The organism is Candidatus Lokiarchaeum ossiferum, assembly GCA_025839675.1.
GTDB classification, from domain to species: Archaea; Asgardarchaeota; Lokiarchaeia; order Sigyniarchaeales; family Promethearchaeaceae; genus Lokiarchaeum; species Lokiarchaeum ossiferum.
This window is the reverse complement of sequence record CP104013.1, coordinates 2574048-2594322: the sequence shown is the minus strand read 5'-3', so window position 1 is coordinate 2594322 and position 20275 is coordinate 2574048. Positions and strand designations below refer to the sequence as shown.

Below are 20275 nucleotides of genomic sequence, written 5' to 3'. Positions count from 1 at the left end.
ATGATCACTTTTACTAATATACCATCCCCAGAATAGCAGCAATGATATTCATTATGATTGGTACTGCATATATTGATCCCACCGCAATTAACCTTTTTTTAGTAGATTTTAGTCGTAGAACGAGGATACAGGCTAAGTAGAATAGAAAGTATCCAATCCATAAAATTATCCAAAATCCCCAAAAATCCCGATCCCAAAAGGAAAAATACCAGACTAGTAGATTTGCACTGTTGAGCATATGTTCAACCAAAACTGAAAAACCAGATACTAAGATTCCATAAAACCACCAATTTGGAATTCCTAAAAATTTCTTTTTTTCATCTGGATCGATGAGATTTGCGTAGGTAAATCCATTTATTAGAAAGAGGCACAAAATTTCAAAATTGATTCCAAACATGATTAAAAATGCCGTATCCCCTGGTGTTGTCCAAATAGCTGATTTTCCTGTAAACCATGCAACCCAACTATTCCAAGTTTCATTGAAGAACACGACCCCCATCACCGTGACCGCACAAAAGAGAGGATCCCAATTTTTGGTTGTTCTTGCTTTTTGAATTTCTTTCGCATAGATGTAAAACATTATTCCGAGCATTGGTATTGCATACCATTCCAACATTTCCCAATTCCGCATATTTTCCAATGCTTGGAGTGTATGAGGGGCCGCGTTCTCGTATTGTGCAAAACTCATTTGAATGTCCTCTTATTCGATTTTATTCCTATAAATTTTTCCATATGGGTCACAATGTTCATTATGGAACTTGTTCTTTAGGTCCAAAAACAATGTTAACATGTTGCTGAGAAAAACTTATGGTATATAATGTTGAAGAACTGGCTCTTAACAATGAGCCAGTAATGGTATATAAAAAAAAATTTTTTTATACTGTGATAAAAAGCCTGCCTTTTTTACTAATCACTATACTTATTACGAATACTGGTGGAACCATTGATTTTTTATATCTTTTTCTCGTTCTTTTTGGTGTTTATATGGTTTTTAATATCATTAGAACCCCTTATAGAAAAATAATCTTCAAGCAAAATGAAATTCGATTGATATCACGAATTCATTCAAAGCGAAGTAAGATACTAAATATTGAACAGATACGAAATATTACAGTTCAGATTAGTAAAAAAATATATGATGGGGATGAGACCAGTAGAAATAAATGGTTCTTGAATGTTTTCGTAGAATCTCAAGAAGGATCTATGGATGATATTGATTTTAGAAATTTTATTACTGATTTTAAATGGAAAGTTAAAGAAGAAGCAGTGAAAATTTATTATTTTTGCCAGACTTATTATGATGTTCCATCAAATCTTGTAGAATGCTAAAAAAATTAATGTGTAGCAATCCTTTTACCTAGGAAAAAAATCAAAAAAAAAAAATTGAAGGTTAAAATGAATCTACTCCTTTCGTCCTTTTTCATAAAGAATTGTTCCAATAATCACAAATACTAATGTGAAAATCCCCAATATCCCCATTTTGGCCCAAATATCTGGTGTTGTTAAAGATGCACCTGCTAAAAGAAGACCCATACCTTCAGTTGCATAAAAGCTTGGCATGAACATGGCCAATTTTTCCATTCCCAAAAACGCAGGAGGGATTATGGATGCGAAAATTTGCTGTGGTACGATAAACGCAAAAGCTAAACTTCCCGCGGAACTGGAACTTTTTGCGAAATTTGCTGTAATCAGCCCAAAACCGACAGAACATAAGGTTAAAAAAATCATGAATGCAATTACAACGATATAACCAACCACTGAAGCTACGGGGCGATATCCAACAGCATAGGCTGTGAGTAAACTTAGCAACAATTGAATAATTGGCTTAATGGAATAGGATATTAAATGACTCCCAATATATTCTGCAGATGTTAGTGGTGTTGTGTTAATCCTTATTTGAATTCCTAACTCTTTTTCGCTTGCAACAGATGCGGCCACATCATATGTGGAAAGTAATGCATTATAGGCTAATAATCCTGGCATCATTATATCAAATATTGAGTAATCCGGATGCCAACCGTAATTTGAACCCATGGCTAGCCCAAGAATTATGATTAGAATTGGAACAAGGAATAATGTAAAGATAACTGTCATTGGTTCCCGAAATAGTCTTTTCATTTCTAATTTCACAATTGTTAACATTCGGCGAATTTTTTGCATCATATTCTTCTCTTTAATACCAACTACTAACCCTATCCCTGGAATTACTCGATTTAATCTATGTATTCCATCATATAAAAGAAAACATAAGATTAAATTGATGATCACAAGTAGAAAGATTTCCAATATCGGATAAATTGGAAGTTGAATTATAAAGTAGCCAACAATAATTTCCAAAGGTAAATGAAGAATGTAAACTGGCATACTGGCTTTTGATAGATATTGGAGGGTTTTTGAGGATTTTGTGAGTTTCACACTTGCTAAACAAATCAGTCCATATACAAAGAACCATGCTCCAACATTTTTTAAGACCAGAAGATAATCTTTTTGAAATATAATCCAAGTGATTAACATACTGAATCCAAGAGGTAGTGTCCATTTCCAATGTTGATTGATTCTGTCTATATTTTGTCGATTACATGCAAGAATGATCCCAAAAAGAAAGAATAGAACTTGATTGTATTGAAAGACTCCAAATATGGCAGATAGAGTTGGATTTGTGTAGGCTGGTTTAATATAGCTTAAAGGTGTTGCTATTAGACCCCATAATAACATTGTGGCTGGATGTGTTAGAAATTTAAGAAATTTTGTTGACCTATTCTGATTGTGAGTGGAATCGGCTTTCTTTTTTTGTATAAGTGAAATGATCAATCCCATCCCGAGGCTTAACACAAGCAATACAACTAAGAACCATAAATGACCTGAATTGAAAGATTTTCCTATCCACCACCAATAGACAAAAAATGTCCAAAAATCTGGAAGGTTTGGGTATATTGGATTAACTTCTGGGTGTAAATTGTAATAAAACATGGTGCTAAACCAACTCATTATGGCGTTTAACAAGATAATTCCAAAAATGATTGGGATTCCAATTCGGATAAGACGTTCTTGAGTAAAAATCTTGAATGAACGTTTTTTTAATGAAAGGACCAAACTAAAACCCGCCAGAACAAAAAGTAATTGCATATGCCAAGGATTGAAGAAATTCCAAATCTGGTGAGCTCCTTTTGGGAAATATTCGTTCCAAATTGTGAAGTGTGTCCCTTCACCAAACACACTCTCAACATAGGAGATTATTATATGGTAAGGAATAACTAAAAAAACGGCAAATATCCGTAGATAATCTACCCATACTTCACGATTTGAGTTCAATTTGCTTTTGTGTGTTATTTTCTGCATAGTTTTTACTCTCCAATATTTTTATGATTTTTTATTTTTCTCAAAAAGAAAAGTTCCGATTACATAAATTACTAAACTTATGGTGCAAAGCAATAACATTCGAAGCCAAATTTGGGAATCTAAGAGATTTGTTCCTGCAAAGATGAGTCCAATTCCATCTGTCGCATAAAAACTGGGAAGGACCCATGCAAATTTTTCTAATCCGAAGAAAGCGGCTGGGATAAAAGATCCAAAGATTTGTTGGGGGACTATGAATGCGAAAGCTAAACCTTGTGCTGCTCCGGCATTCTTTACTAAACTTGCTGTAATAAGTCCAAATCCGACTGAGCAAAAGGTTAGAATTATCAGAAATACTACTATTAAGATGTATCCCATTACGGAAATATCAGGGCGGTATCCAACTAAATATCCAAGTGGAATTCCTATAATTGCTTGAACCAAAGGTTTAATTGTATAAGCGATTAATTGAGCAAATATATATTCAGAAGATGACAGAGGACTAGTTATCAGCCGAATTTGAACTCCTAATTCCTTTTCCGTTGCCACGGATCCTGCAACATCAAAAATTGTCAGCAAACATCCATAAGCCAGAAATCCAGGAAACATTATTTCAAATACACTATAGTCTGGAGACCATGAATACACGGAATCTAACGATAAACCCATTACTACGATCAGTGCTGGTACCATTAGGGTGGTTATGAATAGAGTTAGGGGATCTCGTAGCTGACGTTTAATTTCCATTTTAACAATGGCTCGTATTCTTTGAAATTCCATTTTTATAACCCCTCCAAAATGCTTCTGCCAGTTATTTTCATAAAGACTTCTTCTAAATTTTTAACTTCATATTGGGCAATAAGATCTTGGGGTGCTCCTAAGGCAACTAACTTTCCATAATCAATGATTGCCACTCTATCACAAAGGGCTTCGGCTTCCTCTATATAATGGGTGGTTAAGATGATTGTTTTCTTTTGTTTTTTGATAGTTCCAAGAAAATCCCACACTTTACGTCGAGCACGTGGATCCATACCTACAGTTGGTTCATCTAAAAATATTGTTTCTGGATCATGGATCAATGATACAATTAAACTAAGCTGTCGCAACATTCCACCACTATAACCTTTTACTTTTCTTTTACGGACATCGTATAGTCCCAAGAGATTTAAGAATTTCTCTGCTTGAGCTTTGATTTCGGTTTTTGACATCAAGTGTAGATTTGCAAAAAATTCAATGTTCTCAATTCCCGAGAGAAATTTAAACAAGGCTGGTTCCTGAGGGCATACACTAATAGATTCTTTAATCTTCATCATTTGTGATTTAAGATCATATCCTCCAATGCGTGCGGTTCCTTCAGATGGGGTGCTAAGACCTGTCAACATTTTTATGGTGGTGGTTTTCCCAGCGCCATTTGGCCCTAAAAGTCCAAAGAATTCGCCTTCCTTAACTTTGAAGGATATATCGTCAACAGCTTTCACAATGTTAGCTTCGGATTTACTAGTGAAGTGCTTTTTTAAGTTTTCAACTTCTATTGCATATGCGTTTTCACTTGCAACGGTTTTATTTTGATTTTCAGTCATTTTTTTTTACCCTTTCCTTTCTTCCATTTTTGAAGAATTGATGTGATAACAATTTCGGGATAATATTATTTAATAATTATATATATTTAAATGTTTGGATATTTGGACATTCAAACTAAGTGACTTTTAGATCATCAAATTAAATTAGTTTTTTTGTGATTTTAACTGGATCAATACCTAAATGTCAAAGTGTTTAAATGTTTGAGCTTCTTTTAAACATATATAAGAAAGAAAAATTACCCGTTGAGAGTACTAAAATGGAAAATAAATTCACATATATGAATGTCTTGAAGGCAATTGCCGATGATACTAGAATGGCAATTCTTCAATCTCTTCGATCTGGTCCGCTGACTGTCAGTGATATTGAAAAAATTACTGGAAAAAGCCATTCCACTACATCGCAGCAATTAAAAAGTTTATCTAACTCCAACTTGGTAACATATCGAAAAGAAGGTACGCAAAAATTTTATAAAATCCGAGATCGACAGATTTTTGATATGTTAGAGTCCGTAAGTTCTTATCTTTCTACATCTGATGTTGTTTCTGCAAAAAAAGGCATGAAAGGAAAAAAAGTACTACTCATGGGACTTGATAGTAGTGGAAAAACTTCAATTCTCCTTAGCTTCTTAGGAAACAAAAATTTGATGGCTTATATGAACCAAAATCTCAAAGCAACAAATGGGAAGAAACATATGTCCGAAATTCTCTCTGATATGAATTTGGAGACAAAAATCCAACCTGATTCAATATACTTTGAATATGGCGGTCAAGTAGTCTTTCGTGAAGAATTTAAAAAAGATCCTATTTCTGTTATCAGAGGCTTTGATAAAATAATCTATGTCATCGATGTCCAAAATGATAAACGATATGCTGAATCTATTTCTTATTTGAGCGAGATCATTGGAAGTTTGGACCAATTTTCACAAACCTTTGAAATGGATATATTTCTTCACAAATTTGATCCTAATATCGATAAGGAAGGGAAATTTTCCCAGCAAACCATCAATGAGAAAATTATTGGCCCCATCAAACAGCTAATGCCTGTGGGATTTAAAAATACTATCTATAGATCAACGATTTATACTGTTTTTAGAAAATCATTAATGATGCAAACGTATCAAGCATAAAAGTGTAATGCTGTAAGCTAAAGTTTTTTCAATAAAATAATCATGTGATAATTGTGCCCTTAATTTCAAATTTAGAACTTACCTTAATTATTCCTAAATCCATTGAAGCCGCTCTATTTATTATGAATATTTACTTAATTAACAAGAAAAATAAACAAACGGCTTGGAAAGATAGATCACAATTTCACAAATCTCTATTAATAGGGATGTTTGCATGGGTCCTTTATATTACACTGGATATGGTTATTTATACATGTGCAGGGTTATCCATGGATGAAACAACTCCAATGGGCATTTATCAAGGATATGATTTCAATTATCAATCTCTATTTTGGGTGAATATTCTTAGAGACATTGCTTTTGGGGCTAGCACTGTAATGAATTGGAATTTCCTAATTGCAGCATTCGCACTTCGATATGATGAAGAAAGAGTAAAAGCAGTTTTTACGAATAATGCAATTGTTATTATTTTAATGGGGGCAATAACAATCATAATCTCCGCAGGAGACATCATTCAAATCTTGATCTCATCCATTGGCATCGATGTAAGTGGGATCTTCAATGGATTTGCGGGGTTTTCCATTGCTTTAAATGTAATTATTTATTTAATCAGTGCATTAATGCTTTATCTAACCCTAAAAGACATCGCAATAGAAGATCCTTCCAAAGATTTTAAAAAGCGAATTACCTTTTTCATGTGGGGAATCATTTTCCTTGGGATTGGTCATATATATTGGGTAATTTTAGGTGTGATAACTCTTATCTCCCCGATGATTTTAGTTTTACCTACCCTTTTTTATTATATCCTAGGGCATTTATTTTGGATAATCTCTCCAGTTTTCATCTTTTATGGATTTGGAAAAGTAAAAAAAACATCTATTACTGTAGAAGAAAACTGAGACCTTTAAATTCTCGAAATCATCACATTTTCTAACAATGGAACGATAATTTCCCGACTTTATTCAAAACTTTGTCTTAATCATAATTATTTGCTAGATTATCTAAGAATTTGAATAAATTTTTATTTTTTTCGAGTTAAATGATGTTATATTGCAATTTGATCACTCTAATATATTAATAACCCTAGGTAAGTTTGATGACTACAAAGGTCCAATCTGTTTGAATGTACAAGATAGTGAAGGTTGTACTTTTTGCGAAGACACTTGCAACCATATATCCTCAAAAATTATTATTGATGCCCTAAGTTTAAATAAAAAAAATCTCTTTTTTGAAGAAAGAAATTCTTTTTATCAAGCAACCAACTTTTTAATTCAAAATCCTCAAGTTCGAGGCAATTTTGATAAATATTCTTTAATTTTTAAGCTGAATAAGGATATTGGGAAAATTAGAACCGATTTATTGATGCGCATACGAAATGATTTCATCGATGAAATTAAAATGAGTAATGGAATAGATATCACCGAATTTGCTTCGCAGTTTTGTTCGAAATGGGAAGAACGATTAAAAACCTTAAAATATGTCACGGAATTTGAAGAAGAACGTTTGCGAACAGAAGTCGCTTTAAATAATGCAAATGAGATCCTTACTGCAAATAATTCTATCATTAAAATTGATCTTAATGGAAACTTGACCTTTTTAAACCCCTTTGCTGAGAAATTTTTTGGATATGCATCTGACGAGATATTGGGCAAGAGTATTGTTGGAACCATCCTACCTAGAACGGAGGAAGATGGTATTTTTAGTGCTGATCGATTGAAACTCTTCTTGGAAAACCCTGAGAATTTTGAATTCCGGGAAGTGAGAAGTATTCTGAAAGATAATACATCAAAGTGGGTCGCTTGGACAAATAAACCCATTTACGATAAAAATGGAAAAATTGTCGAGATTCTCTCTGTTGGGATGGATATCACCTCTTTAAAAAAAACTGAACAGAAACTTGCTTCGGAAAAAGCCATCGCCCAAATGTATTTTGATATTGCTGGAGTTATGCTTATTGTTCTAGATGAAAATTTGAAATTATCAAAAATCAATCGTAAAGGGATTCAACTTCTTGGTTATGATGAAACTGAAGTAGTAGGGTTGGATTGGTGCGAAAATTTTATTCAAGAAAAAGATCGTTCGTCTATTAGAAAGGAACTTGAAAAAGTGCGCCAAGGGAAAAATGAATTCAATAAAAATTATATTCTCGATAAACGTGGTAAGAAAAAGTTGATTTTCTGGCATAACGCACCTATTATCAACGAACAAGGAGAATTCAGAGGCATTTTAAGTTCTGGGGAAGATATTACTGAGCAAAAGAAAGCTGAAAAAAAATTAATCCAGCAAAAAGCGGTTAAAACTTTGAAGGATCAGATGTTTTAAGCCTCTAATCTTTTTTTTTCCTTAATTGGTTAATGAGGCAAAAAAACCAAGGAAATTAACTAAACTTTGCCTCCTTCGTTTATCCAATAATTTTGAATATAATCCTGTTTAGAAATCATTTGAACCCAACATTCTTGCATTTTTGATAATGAAAGGTTTGTTTTTTTGAATTTGGAATAATTTTGGATTTTTCTCAACAATTCTGCTTTGCTTGGAATTGTTCTCAATTGATCCTGCACCCAGTGGTAAGGCTTATCTAATCTCACCCACTTTTTAATTTGATGCTTAACAATTGCGAGCACGGTATGAGATTCCATATTATAATCAACTTTTCGCGCTTTCGGTTGATAGATGATGGATTCCTTCCCTCGAATTTTCATGAATGTGAATTTAATACCTTCAATTAGAGCAAAAATCACAAGAGCAAAGGATTTTATTCTCTCCTGAATCGTTGGTTTACCTAAAGTCTCTCGTGCTAATCTCAAGGCGGCTTTTGTTTTGTTCCGAATAGATTTATTGGGTGCAAGTAAATATAAAGGAAGCAACATAGGACGACTAATCATGGCTACGCGTTCAATCTTCCGTAACCGATATTTAAAGTAAGCATCATGGTGAGGTGAGTCAGATTTTTCATATTTTAGGGTTATTGGATTCCAATTGATTCCATTTTCTTCACGATATGCAAAATCTTTTCGTGCTGATTTCAATCCTAAAAGAGATGTGATGGTCATATTTAAAATGCCAGACCCATTAGTCAGATATTTTTTACGAAACGCCTGTCTCAAATATTCAAAATGCTTCTTAGGATCATTAATATGGGGATGAATCCAATTTAATTCGGCCGCGCCATGGTATTGTGCATACGGAACTTCTTCTTGACTTTTAAGCTTTGAAGTTTCCTTCAAACGTTTGTAGAGAGTTGTGTTGGGAAGTGGGGTATAGTTCATAAATTGGGTGAGATCCGCCCCCAAACTAATTACCCAGTCAATATCTTCTTGTAATGATTTCTCATCATGATGTTCGAGGAAAAGAATGGCTGAAGAATTGACTGTAATACCGTTATTTTGTAATTTCGCAAACAATTCGGTAAAATCAACATTTTTTACTTTGTTATGTGCCCATTTTTTGGATTCCACTCCAATCCATACCATTTTGACTCCAAGACGAACCAAAAAATCGATTCCTAGGCTTGTAATTGTTTCTGCCGATGAAAAAATCTCAAAAGCATAATTCTTCATATTACTTTCCATAGCCTTCAACAAATCTCGAGCTGTATTGGGTTGTTTTAGAAAATTTTCATCCATGATTGAAAAACCTGATGCTTTCATTTTAGTTTCTGCCTTGAGACAAGCTTCAAAACATTCCTGTCCATTTGCAAGTAAGGGTTCATATTTCTTATTAAACATATGAGATGTTGCACAGAATTCGCATCCATTTTCACATCCCAATCCAGGTAATAATACTGCTGCTCTCGGGACGGATCTATAACCGTAGACTCTTTGCGATATGGGATTTTGAATAACAGGATGGATAACAGGTTGGGTTAGTCGATCCTCTTCTCCAAAATATTTTTGCATCCAGCGTACTCCTTCACCGATGCATAATTCATCGTGGGGCACCATTTTTTCTAAGTTTGGTATGGTAGTACCGTATCCTCCCAAGATAATCTTGATCTTAGGATGATGCTTCCGAATATATTCGGTCATCCGCTTGGCTTTTAGAACATTGGGGACTATAAAATTTATTCCTACATGTGTATAATGGTTAGTATTTAACTCGTGTGTAAAATCTTTCCATTTAGGAAAATCTAAGACTGTGGTCGGTGTCGAGATATTTTCAGCTAATAAATATAGTGCAAAAGTCCAGTAATTTTGCCGTGGGGAGTGAATTCCCTGTTGACGTGTGATTTGATTGTTTAATAATTCCATCTGCATTCCTATGCCTTCAGCATAAGCATTTTTCACACCATATGGGCCGAAAACCGCTGTTAAAAGTAATTTTGGATTCATGAGGGTTCAAGTCTTTAATTTTTCAATATTTTTCGAGAAATTTTTTTGTATAAACAATTATTTGAGTAATTGTCAAGTATACAATGTAGACATGACAATATTTAAACTTAGAACCGCATACTCCTATTCGGAAACATAGTGTTCTGAATTCAATTGAAATTTTTTAATACATTTCTTTGTCTTTATACAACCTTTTTTCATAAATATTGGAAAAAAAGTTAATGCTACATATACTTCATCTTCAATTTCATAGGATAAGTCTATTCTACATATATTTTAGTTAGTTAATAGTAAAAATTAGATGTTCTTAATTTGCTGATAAACTTGCATCAAATGGTTAAGATAAATGAATCAAGCGATTTGATGCCAAGGAAATGATATCGTGGGAATTGAGAATTCAAATGAATTGTTAAGAGGTCGTGTGATGTAGAAACGTCAAGTTTTGATGTTTTAAATTAATCAGTAGAAAATGCTAACTTATTAATTTGTGAAATTTTATAATTATTTCAAATTAAAAATCAATGCAAGTTTCAACTTGAGTAAATACATCTCTTGATTTTTAATTGATAGTGAGGTCAGCGGTCTTGAACTTAGAGAATATTATTTTATTGGAAGAGAAGCGAACCCAAATCCTTCAAAAAATTAAGCAAATTGAATCTATTTATAAAAGAATTTCTTTTTTTGGAAATAAAAATCAGTTAAAGTCTCAATTTGCCGACTTCAATTTGCATGTTCTTTTTTACATTAGCTGGAAAGAAAAAATAACTTATCCCAAATTACTATCTCACTCGGATTCGCGAATACTGAACATTGCTCACCAATTAGATCTTAATAACAAGCATTTAATCACTCAATTAACCTATTTCTATCAGAGATCAGAGGGAAGATTTCAAAATATATCTGAAGTGACTTATTTCATCAATTTTTCAGAAAGTTTACTTGATTTTTTGAAAAAATCTCTCCATGTTGAGGCGAAGTTATTTGCACCTTTTCAGTTTATTTCTTCGCTTTTTTGAAGAATTTGTGATAAAGCAGGGGGGATAGGATTTAACAGTGCTTTCTTTAATTTTGATAACCAATTTTTTACTTCCTTTGGAGATTTAATACACTATTCTTGCATTCGCAATTCCAACTTCAATATGCTTTGGAGGAATATTTTATTCATTAAATTTTTTAATAGATTTCATAATACCATTTCTTAATGTATTTAGAACATGTTATGGAAAGTAATTCTCAACTTATCAAACAAACAATTGAATTACATCAAAAAAACAAAATTCCTCCAAATACATGGGTTATTGATCTTGATCAAATCGCAGCTAACGCTAAAATATTGGGTGGAACAGCATCTCAGAATAAATTGATAACCTATTTGATGTCGAAGCAACATAATCGAAACCCCTATATTAACAGTGTTGCCATATCTCAAGGACTTCACAAAATAGTTGCAGTTGATGTACAAGGTGCTCTCCAATGTGGCCGATATAACATTCCAGTTGGTCATGTTGGCCATTTAGAACAGATTCCACGGATTTTTATTCCATATATTTTAAAGCTAAATCCGGAAGTAATCACGGTTTACAGCATCAATCAGGCACGATGGATAAATGAAGAAGCAAAATTGCAAGAAAAAATTCAAAATATCATGGTTCGTGTAATTACAGATGGGGATGTCTTATTTGACGGGCAAGAAGGGGGAATTGAAGAACGGGAACTTGACATATTTGCACATCAAGTCAAAAAATTATCTAATATAGAACTGATTGGAGTCACTTCGTTTCCCTGTGTTAGGTACAACGAAACTAAAGATGATCAAATTAAATCTACGCAAAATCTCGAAACAATACTTCGTGCTGCTGCTAATCTAAACCAAATGGGCTTTTCTATCACTCAAATCAATACACCTGGAAATACGAATTCTGAACTAATGCCTGAATTAAGAAAATTAGGTGCGACTCATGTAGAACCTGGTAACGCATTATTAGGCACAACTCCCTCAAACGCATTTCGAAATGATTGTGCTGAAAAGACGGCTTTTATATATCTTACAGAAATTTCTCATTTCTATAAAGAGCGAGCTTACGCTTATGGAGGAGGAGTTTATCACACGAATTATAGTGACCAAATTAATGCTTTAATTGGCTCAACATGGGATGAAGCTCGGAAAAATAAAATTAGATATAATTTCGATGTAGTACAAGATATTGATTATCATATGCAATTTATACCAAATCCAGACTTGAATCAAACTTGCAAAATTGGAGACAGTGTTATTTTAGCCTACCGTACACAAATGCAGATGACTAGATCCTATATACTTCCGATATCAGGTTTATCTGGAGATCGAGAATTAAAACTCCATTATCTTTTTGATCATGCTAATAATGCGCTAGATCATGATTTTAATCCAGTTTCTTCTGAGAGAGTTGTTAAAGATATTGAAAAATTAATAAAAACGTATGAATAGCGTATTTAGAAAAAGGATTAAATCCATTTTTCATTCATTGATTTGTAAAATATCTTTTTTTTTAGGGGTTCTAAATCATCTGAATAATCTAAAAATTCAGTTCCCTTGGTTTATATTATAGTTTGGTATTAATCAGTTTATGTCGTCAAAATTAAAAGTTCACCGCGACTTCAAACTTAAATTTGCTTTTTTTATTTTCATTTTCGGTTTGATAAGTTTTCCTTCGCTTGGTTATTCCTCATCTTCTAATGATGGACCTTCTCTTCTGTATGCCCATTCCATGGTCTTCGATCCTATTCAAAATCAACTAATTCTTTTCGGAAGTCGAACTATGGCAAGTAGTTCTCCAGATTATTCTACGTGGCTTTATCATCTATCCAATAATACTTGGACTCCTATAAATACTCCAATCGTTCCAAGAATTCAAGAAAATTCTGGAATGGTCTACGATCCATCCACAAATCGGGTCATTTATTTTGGTGGAGGTGAAACATGGGCTTTTGATCCTTCTTCTAACGCTTGGACAAAATTATCACCCGAAAATTCTCCACCAAATTTGGCTGATTTCTCTATGCATTATGATGAAAACGAACAAAAAATTGTTATTTATGGAGGTCACGTTGATCCCAATTTTGTTCTTAAGGATGCAACATGGATTTTTAATCCACAGACTGAAAATTGGGTGCAATTAACCACAAATACTCCACCCCAAGCTCGTTATGGCCATGCTATGGTATACGATACCAATGCTAAATTAGGAATACTTTTTGGAGGGCGTGTCTCTGGTCTGTCTAGTGAAACATGGAGTTTGAATCTTACAGAAGGTACTTGGCAAAAAAAGTCTCCTAATACAACTCCTTTAAGCCGATATTGGTTTTCTATGGTATTTGATTCTCATTTGGGTCAAAGCCTCCTGTTTGGAGGTGATAATGAAGAATCCCCTATTCGAGCTTTGGGGGATACATGGTGTTTCAATGGATCTTCCTCTTCAACTTGGACTGAATTCTCTCCCGATAGCACTCCATCCCCCCGAACCGGACATGCCATGGCTTTTGCTTCGTCAACCAATAAAACTTACCTATTTGGAGGGCTTGGAGAAGACTATAGTGTGAACTATGGGGATTTATGGTCCTATGATTCTACAGACTCTAAATGGGAACCTCTTTCTACTGATTTTAGTTCTGAAAGTGATGAAAATGGAACAATATCGTTTGGTTTCATCTTTTTAGGGATCTCCCTTCTTTCCATAATTCTCTTCCTCAGAAAAAAAACAAAAACTCAAAATAAAATGCCTAAACTATAAAACAAAAAAAAATTTCATCATAAAGCAAGATCAACTCCCACTTTATTACTCTTTTTTTCCAACACTTAGTTCTACTTTTTGATTCCAATTAGAAAAATTGGTCATCAATAAGAATAAGAAAATCTTGTTTACTCTTCGTATTATCCATAATTATTTCATCCCCTTCAAGTTTGTATCCGGAAACTTCCCCTTCCCATTCAATCAATAAGGTAATAATTTTTTTTCGAGAAAGATCAAGATTAGCACAAATATCTAAAATCTTCACACGATTGGATATTAGAAATAATTTTTCAAATTGAGATATTTTCTCTTTGTTAGAAAATAGGTTACTTTTCTTTTTCCCTATCTTATTCTCCTTCTTCTTTCGAGATTTTTCTTCTACGATTTAATGATTATCATGATTTTTACTGGAAGTTTGAAGTAATCCTTATGATCGGGGAAGTTAGAGTGATTCACCCAGACTCGATTATAGAAATCTCGCGGGTGAAAATTGAGATAAAAACGCAGATTATAAAGAAATTGATGATCCAGCAATTTTCAACTTCTTACCTTGTTGGGACTTTGACATATGTTCTGAAAAAAATGGGAATCGAATAATTGGCGAAAATATTCAATATTATTTATTTGGTTGGCAATAAATCTAATAATATAGGTAGACGCAAGTGCTTTGCCATATAAAGAAAAGCACAATTTCAACCCCTAATACTCGAATAGCAATAGTTCTACGTTTGATGAAGTTATTTAGGCATATTTTCTCCAACATTCTCCCCACAATCAGAACAATGATGGAAAATCCGCTTATTCCCAACAATATATAACTCTGAAACATTATTGCAGCAAATAAGGATAATAAGAGATATCCCAACAAAAAGGGCAGGAAAAATAATTGCAGGGCATGAATTGGTTCGATAGGTCGGTCTGGTGGATTGGGAAACTCATCGTCTTCCTCAGTATCAGCGCGAATGATCGGAAAGGAGTAATCCTTTGGCCCTTGAACTAATACATCGCTCATTTTATCACCTTTAAATCCATAATTGTCATAATAATCGACTTGCCCTTAAATTTTATTCTTTTATATTTGCTTCATCTGGTAGAAGCTTATTTTCCCAACACCCAAAAGAAAAATAACAAATCTGTTGAAAAAAATTCCCCCAAATTGCTATATCTGTCAATTTCCGACGAATCTGATTTGCGAAAAGTGTGGAAAATCGATTTGTACCAAACATCTTAGAATTATGCTATTCTCCTTCCTGTAATCAATGCAGGGCTGTGTTAGATAACCTTAGTTCCTTTTGTGGCAAGTGTGGTAATTCCATTGCCGATGAGTTTTCTTAATTTTTTTTTTTTTTTTTTACTTCTCAATAATTTTTGGTGCAAATATTCACTCTTAAAATTTGTAGAAGTTTCCTTCTATTAAGATAATTTTTAACCAGGAAATTGGGCTAATATGGGATGTCTAAAATTTACTTAGTGGGTTACTAAATAGAAAAGAAATAATGGCGGGCCATGAGGGATTCGAACCCCCGGCTTGCGGGTGGCTTTTTTTGAGCGAAATGCTCATCAATTAAAAGCCCGACACGCTACCTGGCTGCGTCAATGGCCCAAGGTAATTGTTATCATATATGATTCATCAATTAAAATAATTTTCATTTGACTATCAAACAGATGAGAACATGATTACTCAGTGGCGCACTCAATAAAAATTTTTTGCTCGGGCGATGAAAAACTTTATTAGAGGTTCTGCATCGGGGCTGCCATCTTAGATTAATCCCTTATTTATGGGCATTCTTCCATTTTTATTACCACCATACTACTCTCTTTTTTATTTCTCAACTCGACCAAATATTTGATAAATGGGATGATTTCAGAAATTAAAAAGTGAGCTTGTATTAATAAGCTAAAAATATGTGTGAAATGAATCAGAATGCACTTTTTTAAAGCGGAATTTAAAAAAAAAAATCCAGGTGTTTCTTTTGTAGAAGTTTGTGTCAATCACATTTCAAGTAAAAGATTAAATTGAATTAAATCAAAAATCTTAAAATATTTTGAAATTATTTTTTTTCTATTAATCTAATTTAATTAATTATAATTCATGAAAAGTAGTTCTAATTGATTTTACTCATAATTCATTTTTCAAAAATTTTTTATGCTAGCCCTTTCTTAAGTATTTTGATCTGAATATGAAAACAAATCAGAAAATAATTTTTCTTTCAAGCCTATTTTTAAGCATAATAATCGGCTCTACCATTAATTTTGGTATGGTTGATGTATCTGCAGACCCCATTGTAGGCCTTCATGATACCATTTTTATCGATCCCACTCAAGATGATATGTCTTGGAAAGATTGTCCCTATGTCACTGGTAGCGGGGCTAAATCCAATCCGTATAAACTACAGAATCTGATTATCGATGCTGATGAATCTGGTTCTGGAATCAGAATAGAAAATTCTGAAAAATATGTTTTAATCGAAAATTGCACGATTACAAACTCCGGTTATTTAGCACAAGATGCGGGAATTACTTTAATGCGGTGTGACAATGTGATCATTCGTAATTGCACTTTTATTGAGAATTATAAAGGAATCTATTCTGCTTATGGTGAGTTTAATCAAGTCTTAAATTGCGATTTTATTAATAATTCTCGAATTGGGCTTTATCCTTATGTTAGCAAAAATGGGATATATTCAGGAAATTATATCTGTGGAAGTGAACAAATGGGCTTATATTCTCATTTTTCTGTCGGGGATACATTCCAAGGAAACCATATCGAATTTAACTTTAAAGGAACGGTATTATTTGAAGGATTAGAGCATAAATTTTCCAATAACTATATAATTAACAGTACGAGCAATGGTTTGGAGGTCTATGATACCAAAAACACCACTATAACTCAGAATAAAGTTATGTACAACGGACATGGAATTCAAGTAAAAGAAACTTCAAGTTTTAACAAAATCTATTACAACATATTTAGTAAAAATGTAGGTAATCAAGGATATGATGATGGGTCGGGAATAAACGATTGGGATAATGGCACTCACGGAAATTTTTGGGGGGATTATTCTACCCGGTATCCATCCGCCAATTCAGAAAATGGAATGTGGGATATAAAGTATCACATCTCTGGGTCAAGAAACGATGATAACTTCCCTCTTGTAGAAGTCCCTACTTTGAATTTGAGCTATAATGCGGAAGTCAGTACTGGAATTCCCGGATTTAACATACCAATAATGATTCTATATTGTGTTGCAGTATCTGTTTTTCTGCTCGTCAAAAGAAAAATCAACTAATTTTTTCATTTCATATCATTTTCTATCGTTTTTTCTTCTTTCTTTTACCTTGGAAAAATTTTTGTTTTTTCAGGGTGATGATAATTATCTTTTTGAACATGAGTAATATGAAAATTGCTTCTGAAAACAATGCGAGGAGTAGACAACTAATGGCTGTTCGTCGCTGATAGGTCATCAGATAAGTCTGGTGTACTGATTGAGGATGTAATACATTTCGGGAATTTAGAAGGACGCTCATATTGTTTTTTTTCATAATGTCCTAATAAACCTCGATAAAATCTATTTCTTTAGAATAAATGTTATTAAAAGCTAATGTGCCACCAGAATTAGAGTTAATTCATATTTTCTGGCCATTTTCTCTATGATCTTAGATAACTCTAATTTAATTAAAGAAAAATTTATTGAATAAATTTAATTGATTTTTATATAGAACACATGTCCAAAATATTTATAAATATTCTGAACAAAAGGTATATAATCGTTTGAAAAAATGATTAATTGGTTGACATAAATGTGGTTGAATTATGAAATACAATAAATCTATGATTTTCTCATTAGTTTTTGTCATCGTATGTTCAAATATCCTTACATTAGGTGCAGCAATGCAGCAAAACCAAAAAAAACAATATAATTATGCTGCTTATGAACCTATTGATTTAGGTCCTGAAATACGTGGAAGGACAATGGAGAATTTACCTGCTGTTTCTACTCCAGATCGACAGATTTCTTCTTCTGAAGATACTACTGTTTCTAGTGTGGAAGCTTTAAGCTATTACGCTGACGGTGATATTGTGGATTGGTATGGTTATGATATGAATGATGGAACCATAACTCTCCCCTTCGAACTTCGAGGGGTTGGAAACAATATTGAAATTTGGGTTGCTTTAGATTTAAGTTTCCCTGATGATCGTGAAGTACCGGTAATTACCGATGAACAAGTCGCTTACATGATTGATGAATTTGATAATAACATTTATCCAATAGATACAACATATTTTGGTAGCCCAGATTTCCATGATGGAAGTTCAGCTCAACAAGGTGATGCATATTATGAAGAATCAGGAAGATCAGTTATGTTAGTTTCCAATATTCGTGATGATATGTATTATGATGCAAGTTATCCTTATTATATCGTTGGTTTTTATTGGGGTGTTTTTGAACAAGCCTTTGATCGTAATATTATCTCAATTGATTGTATGGATTGGGAAAATCGAATCGGGGATGATGTTTTACGCCCAAACTTATATGAAGGTGTTGTAGCGCATGAATATCAACATCTGATTCATGATGATTACAATTCCAATGATGATACCTTCATGAATGAAGGATGCTCAATGTATGCTGAACCATTATGTGGGTATGGTGTGGCATGGGGTGATATCGAAGCTTATCTTGCGACTCCTGACAATTCTTTAACAGTTTGGGAAGATCAAGGTGGAATCAATATTTTAGCAGATTATGGTTCAGCGTTAATGTGGACCGTCTATTTATCGGATCACTATGGTGGGGCTGAACTTATAAGTCATTTTGTCCAAGCAGGAGTTGCTGGTGTGACTGGAATTAATCAAGCCTTAAGTTACTTTGGTTACACAGAAACTTTCGAAGATGTTTATCATGACTGGCGAATTGCCAATTTAATCCATACAACAGAAATTGGTGGAGGAAAATATGACTATACAACTTTCGATTTAGATGAATTGGAACCAACCCAGACACGAATTTATGATATAGATGATATGTTCGTAACGAATGTTTTAGGCTCAAGCTTTGGAGAAACTCTCAGTTATTTAGGAGATGCAACAGGCGTATATGAATTGGGATCCTATGGATCCGATTATGTCCGGTTTAATCAAATTTCTTCTGAATATAATCCTATGTTTTCATTTAACGGAGACGATGGTGCTCCTGCAGGAGGAAGGAGAACTACTGAAACTGATTTCTTAGTATCCTTAATTTCGGTAGAACTTGTTGGTGGGGTTCCCACTTATACTGCTGTAGAAACCTTGATTTTAGATGATTCTACCGAAACTACAATTAATCCATTCGCTTTAGGTGGATTTGTCGATGATGGATATGTTTTAATGATAGCGAGTGCTGATGTTGGTTTAGTTGATTATTCATTCTCAATTGAACAAGGCAGTACACCTTCTGATACGGTAGATCCTGAAGTGAGTATTACGTCTCCTGCAGATGCTGCAATTGTTAGTGATTTTATTTCCATTGAAGCAAGTGCCTCAGATAATATTGGTGTGAGTTATGTTCAATATTCAATTGATGGTGGAAGTTGGATTTCCGATTCGTCTGCTCCTTATACATGGGTTTGGGATTCAACAACAGTAGTCAATGGAAATCATATTATCAGCGTTCGGGCTTACGATGCCGCAGGAAATTATGGTGAAGATAGCATTTCTGTTACTGTTGATAACGAAGTATCTGGTGATGTCGTTTATGTTGAAGAAACTTTGACCGGTAGTATTGCAAAATTCGAAGTGGATTACTTTGCTATCACTGCTCAACCTGGAATGATGGAAGCAATTCTATCTTGGAGTAATAATTATAATCTTGATGTATATATTTGTAATTCCGCCGATTATACCGATTCTATTGCAATTGGCAATGCAGGTACTAATCCAGAAAGTTGTTCGGTTAATATTCCTTCCGCTGGAACTTACTACATTGCAGTCCGTATGGTCTCTCGAAACGCAAAAACAACAGCCTATTCTCTCAATATTGGATATTATACCTTGGCGTGAGTAAAAAGCTCATAATCAAACCCCTCTTTTTTTTTTTTTTTTTTTTCTGATTGGAAAATTTATCTTGGATTCCCTCTTCATTTCAAAT

General features: G+C 33.6%; 18 protein-coding genes and 1 tRNA gene. 10 read left to right on the top strand and 9 right to left on the bottom strand.

The annotated features are described in order from the left end of the window. Positions 1–13: 13 nt before the first annotated feature. The gene (locus NEF87_RS10810; protein WP_457919815.1) at positions 14–688 is read right to left on the bottom strand and encodes a hypothetical protein; all 675 of its coding nucleotides are present in this window, start codon (positions 686–688) and stop codon (positions 14–16) included. A gap of 119 nt (positions 689–807) precedes the next feature. Here NEF87_RS10810 and NEF87_RS10805 point away from each other — a divergent pair, with 119 nt between their 5' ends. Then, a complete protein-coding gene (locus tag NEF87_RS10805) occupies positions 808–1329 on the top strand; it encodes a hypothetical protein (protein ID WP_371806553.1) in 522 nt (173 codons plus the stop codon). A gap of 72 nt (positions 1330–1401) precedes the next feature. On the opposite strand, the gene NEF87_RS10800 is transcribed toward NEF87_RS10805, so the two are convergent. From NEF87_RS10800 to NEF87_RS10790, 3 genes are read right to left on the bottom strand one after another with little or no spacing between them, the layout of a single operon-like run. Beyond that, on the bottom strand, positions 1402–3339 hold the full coding sequence (locus tag NEF87_RS10800) for an acyltransferase family protein (protein WP_457919814.1): 1938 nt from the start codon (positions 3337–3339) through the stop codon (positions 1402–1404). Between the two features lie 21 nt (positions 3340–3360). Continuing rightward, on the bottom strand, positions 3361–4116 hold the full coding sequence (locus NEF87_RS10795) for an ABC transporter permease (RefSeq protein WP_371806551.1): 756 nt from the start codon (positions 4114–4116) through the stop codon (positions 3361–3363). Between the two features lie 2 nt (positions 4117–4118). Further along, the gene (locus NEF87_RS10790) at positions 4119–4916 is read right to left on the bottom strand and encodes an ABC transporter ATP-binding protein (RefSeq protein ID WP_371806550.1); all 798 of its coding nucleotides are present in this window, start codon (positions 4914–4916) and stop codon (positions 4119–4121) included. Between the two features lie 257 nt (positions 4917–5173). Between NEF87_RS10790 and NEF87_RS10785 the strand changes: the two genes are divergently transcribed. The 3 genes from NEF87_RS10785 (at position 5174) to NEF87_RS10775 (ending at position 8365) form a co-directional block, all read left to right on the top strand. Next, positions 5174–6043: a metalloregulator ArsR/SmtB family transcription factor gene (locus NEF87_RS10785; RefSeq protein WP_457919813.1), complete on the top strand. Its 870-nt coding sequence runs from the start codon at positions 5174–5176 to the stop codon at positions 6041–6043. Between the two features lie 53 nt (positions 6044–6096). Next, positions 6097–6942 carry a hypothetical protein gene (locus tag NEF87_RS10780; protein ID WP_457919812.1) on the top strand — a complete coding sequence of 282 codons (846 nt, stop codon included), beginning with the start codon at positions 6097–6099 and terminating at the stop codon, positions 6940–6942. Positions 6943–7093: 151 nt separating this feature from the next. Next, positions 7094–8365, top strand: a complete 1272-nt coding sequence (locus NEF87_RS10775) for a PAS domain-containing protein (protein ID WP_371806547.1) — start codon at positions 7094–7096, stop codon at positions 8363–8365. A 59-nt stretch (positions 8366–8424) separates the two neighbouring features. Here the strand turns inward: NEF87_RS10775 and NEF87_RS10770 are convergent, their stop codons facing one another. Then, on the bottom strand, positions 8425–10374 hold the full coding sequence (locus NEF87_RS10770) for a B12-binding domain-containing radical SAM protein (protein WP_457919811.1): 1950 nt from the start codon (positions 10372–10374) through the stop codon (positions 8425–8427). 584 nt (positions 10375–10958) lie between these two features. On the opposite strand from NEF87_RS10770, the gene NEF87_RS10765 reads away from it, so the two are divergent. The 3 genes from NEF87_RS10765 (at position 10959) to NEF87_RS10755 (ending at position 14144) form a co-directional block, all read left to right on the top strand. Beyond that, the gene (locus tag NEF87_RS10765; RefSeq protein WP_457919810.1) at positions 10959–11390 is read left to right on the top strand and encodes a hypothetical protein; all 432 of its coding nucleotides are present in this window, start codon (positions 10959–10961) and stop codon (positions 11388–11390) included. Positions 11391–11575: 185 nt separating this feature from the next. Next, the gene (locus NEF87_RS10760; RefSeq protein WP_457919809.1) at positions 11576–12841 is read left to right on the top strand and encodes an alanine racemase; all 1266 of its coding nucleotides are present in this window, start codon (positions 11576–11578) and stop codon (positions 12839–12841) included. A 139-nt stretch (positions 12842–12980) separates the two neighbouring features. Then, a complete protein-coding gene (locus NEF87_RS10755; protein ID WP_457919808.1) occupies positions 12981–14144 on the top strand; it encodes a Kelch repeat-containing protein in 1164 nt (387 codons plus the stop codon). Between the two features lie 88 nt (positions 14145–14232). Here NEF87_RS10755 and NEF87_RS10750 read toward each other — a convergent pair whose 3' ends face one another. Beyond that, positions 14233–14409 carry a hypothetical protein gene (locus NEF87_RS10750; RefSeq protein WP_457919807.1) on the bottom strand — a complete coding sequence of 59 codons (177 nt, stop codon included), beginning with the start codon at positions 14407–14409 and terminating at the stop codon, positions 14233–14235. Between the two features lie 182 nt (positions 14410–14591). On the opposite strand from NEF87_RS10750, the gene NEF87_RS10745 reads away from it, so the two are divergent. Continuing rightward, positions 14592–14741 carry a hypothetical protein gene (locus NEF87_RS10745; protein ID WP_457919806.1) on the top strand — a complete coding sequence of 50 codons (150 nt, stop codon included), beginning with the start codon at positions 14592–14594 and terminating at the stop codon, positions 14739–14741. Between the two features lie 43 nt (positions 14742–14784). On the opposite strand, the gene NEF87_RS10740 is transcribed toward NEF87_RS10745, so the two are convergent. Together NEF87_RS10740 and NEF87_RS10735 are read right to left on the bottom strand one after the other, a co-directional pair. Next, on the bottom strand, positions 14785–15156 hold the full coding sequence (locus NEF87_RS10740) for a hypothetical protein (RefSeq protein WP_457919805.1): 372 nt from the start codon (positions 15154–15156) through the stop codon (positions 14785–14787). A gap of 485 nt (positions 15157–15641) precedes the next feature. Further along, positions 15642–15747: transfer RNA gene (locus tag NEF87_RS10735), tRNA-Lys, on the bottom strand. Between the two features lie 577 nt (positions 15748–16324). Between NEF87_RS10735 and NEF87_RS10730 the strand changes: the two genes are divergently transcribed. Then, a complete protein-coding gene (locus NEF87_RS10730) occupies positions 16325–17434 on the top strand; it encodes a right-handed parallel beta-helix repeat-containing protein (RefSeq protein WP_457919804.1) in 1110 nt (369 codons plus the stop codon). 22 nt (positions 17435–17456) lie between these two features. On the opposite strand, the gene NEF87_RS10725 is transcribed toward NEF87_RS10730, so the two are convergent. Beyond that, on the bottom strand, positions 17457–17672 hold the full coding sequence (locus NEF87_RS10725; protein ID WP_457919803.1) for a hypothetical protein: 216 nt from the start codon (positions 17670–17672) through the stop codon (positions 17457–17459). A 286-nt stretch (positions 17673–17958) separates the two neighbouring features. Here NEF87_RS10725 and NEF87_RS10720 point away from each other — a divergent pair, with 286 nt between their 5' ends. Beyond that, a complete protein-coding gene (locus NEF87_RS10720; RefSeq protein WP_457919802.1) occupies positions 17959–20187 on the top strand; it encodes an Ig-like domain-containing protein in 2229 nt (742 codons plus the stop codon). The last annotated feature ends 88 nt before the right edge of the window (positions 20188–20275 follow it).

Coding starts and splice junctions, on each gene's coding strand:
- NEF87_RS10810 (WP_457919815.1), bottom strand. CDS start 688: ATGAGTTTTGCACAATACGAGAACGCGGCCCCTCATACACTCCAAGCA.
- NEF87_RS10805 (WP_371806553.1), top strand. CDS start 808: ATGGTATATAATGTTGAAGAACTGGCTCTTAACAATGAGCCAGTAATG.
- NEF87_RS10800 (WP_457919814.1), bottom strand. CDS start 3,339: ATGCAGAAAATAACACACAAAAGCAAATTGAACTCAAATCGTGAAGTA.
- NEF87_RS10795 (WP_371806551.1), bottom strand. CDS start 4,116: ATGGAATTTCAAAGAATACGAGCCATTGTTAAAATGGAAATTAAACGT.
- NEF87_RS10790 (WP_371806550.1), bottom strand. CDS start 4,916: ATGACTGAAAATCAAAATAAAACCGTTGCAAGTGAAAACGCATATGCA.
- NEF87_RS10785 (WP_457919813.1), top strand. CDS start 5,174: ATGGAAAATAAATTCACATATATGAATGTCTTGAAGGCAATTGCCGAT.
- NEF87_RS10770 (WP_457919811.1), bottom strand. CDS start 10,374: ATGAATCCAAAATTACTTTTAACAGCGGTTTTCGGCCCATATGGTGTG.
- NEF87_RS10760 (WP_457919809.1), top strand. CDS start 11,576: ATGTATTTAGAACATGTTATGGAAAGTAATTCTCAACTTATCAAACAA.
- NEF87_RS10755 (WP_457919808.1), top strand. CDS start 12,981: ATGTCGTCAAAATTAAAAGTTCACCGCGACTTCAAACTTAAATTTGCT.
- NEF87_RS10740 (WP_457919805.1), bottom strand. CDS start 15,156: ATGAGCGATGTATTAGTTCAAGGGCCAAAGGATTACTCCTTTCCGATC.
- NEF87_RS10730 (WP_457919804.1), top strand. CDS start 16,325: ATGAAAACAAATCAGAAAATAATTTTTCTTTCAAGCCTATTTTTAAGC.
- NEF87_RS10725 (WP_457919803.1), bottom strand. CDS start 17,672: ATGAGCGTCCTTCTAAATTCCCGAAATGTATTACATCCTCAATCAGTA.
- NEF87_RS10720 (WP_457919802.1), top strand. CDS start 17,959: ATGAAATACAATAAATCTATGATTTTCTCATTAGTTTTTGTCATCGTA.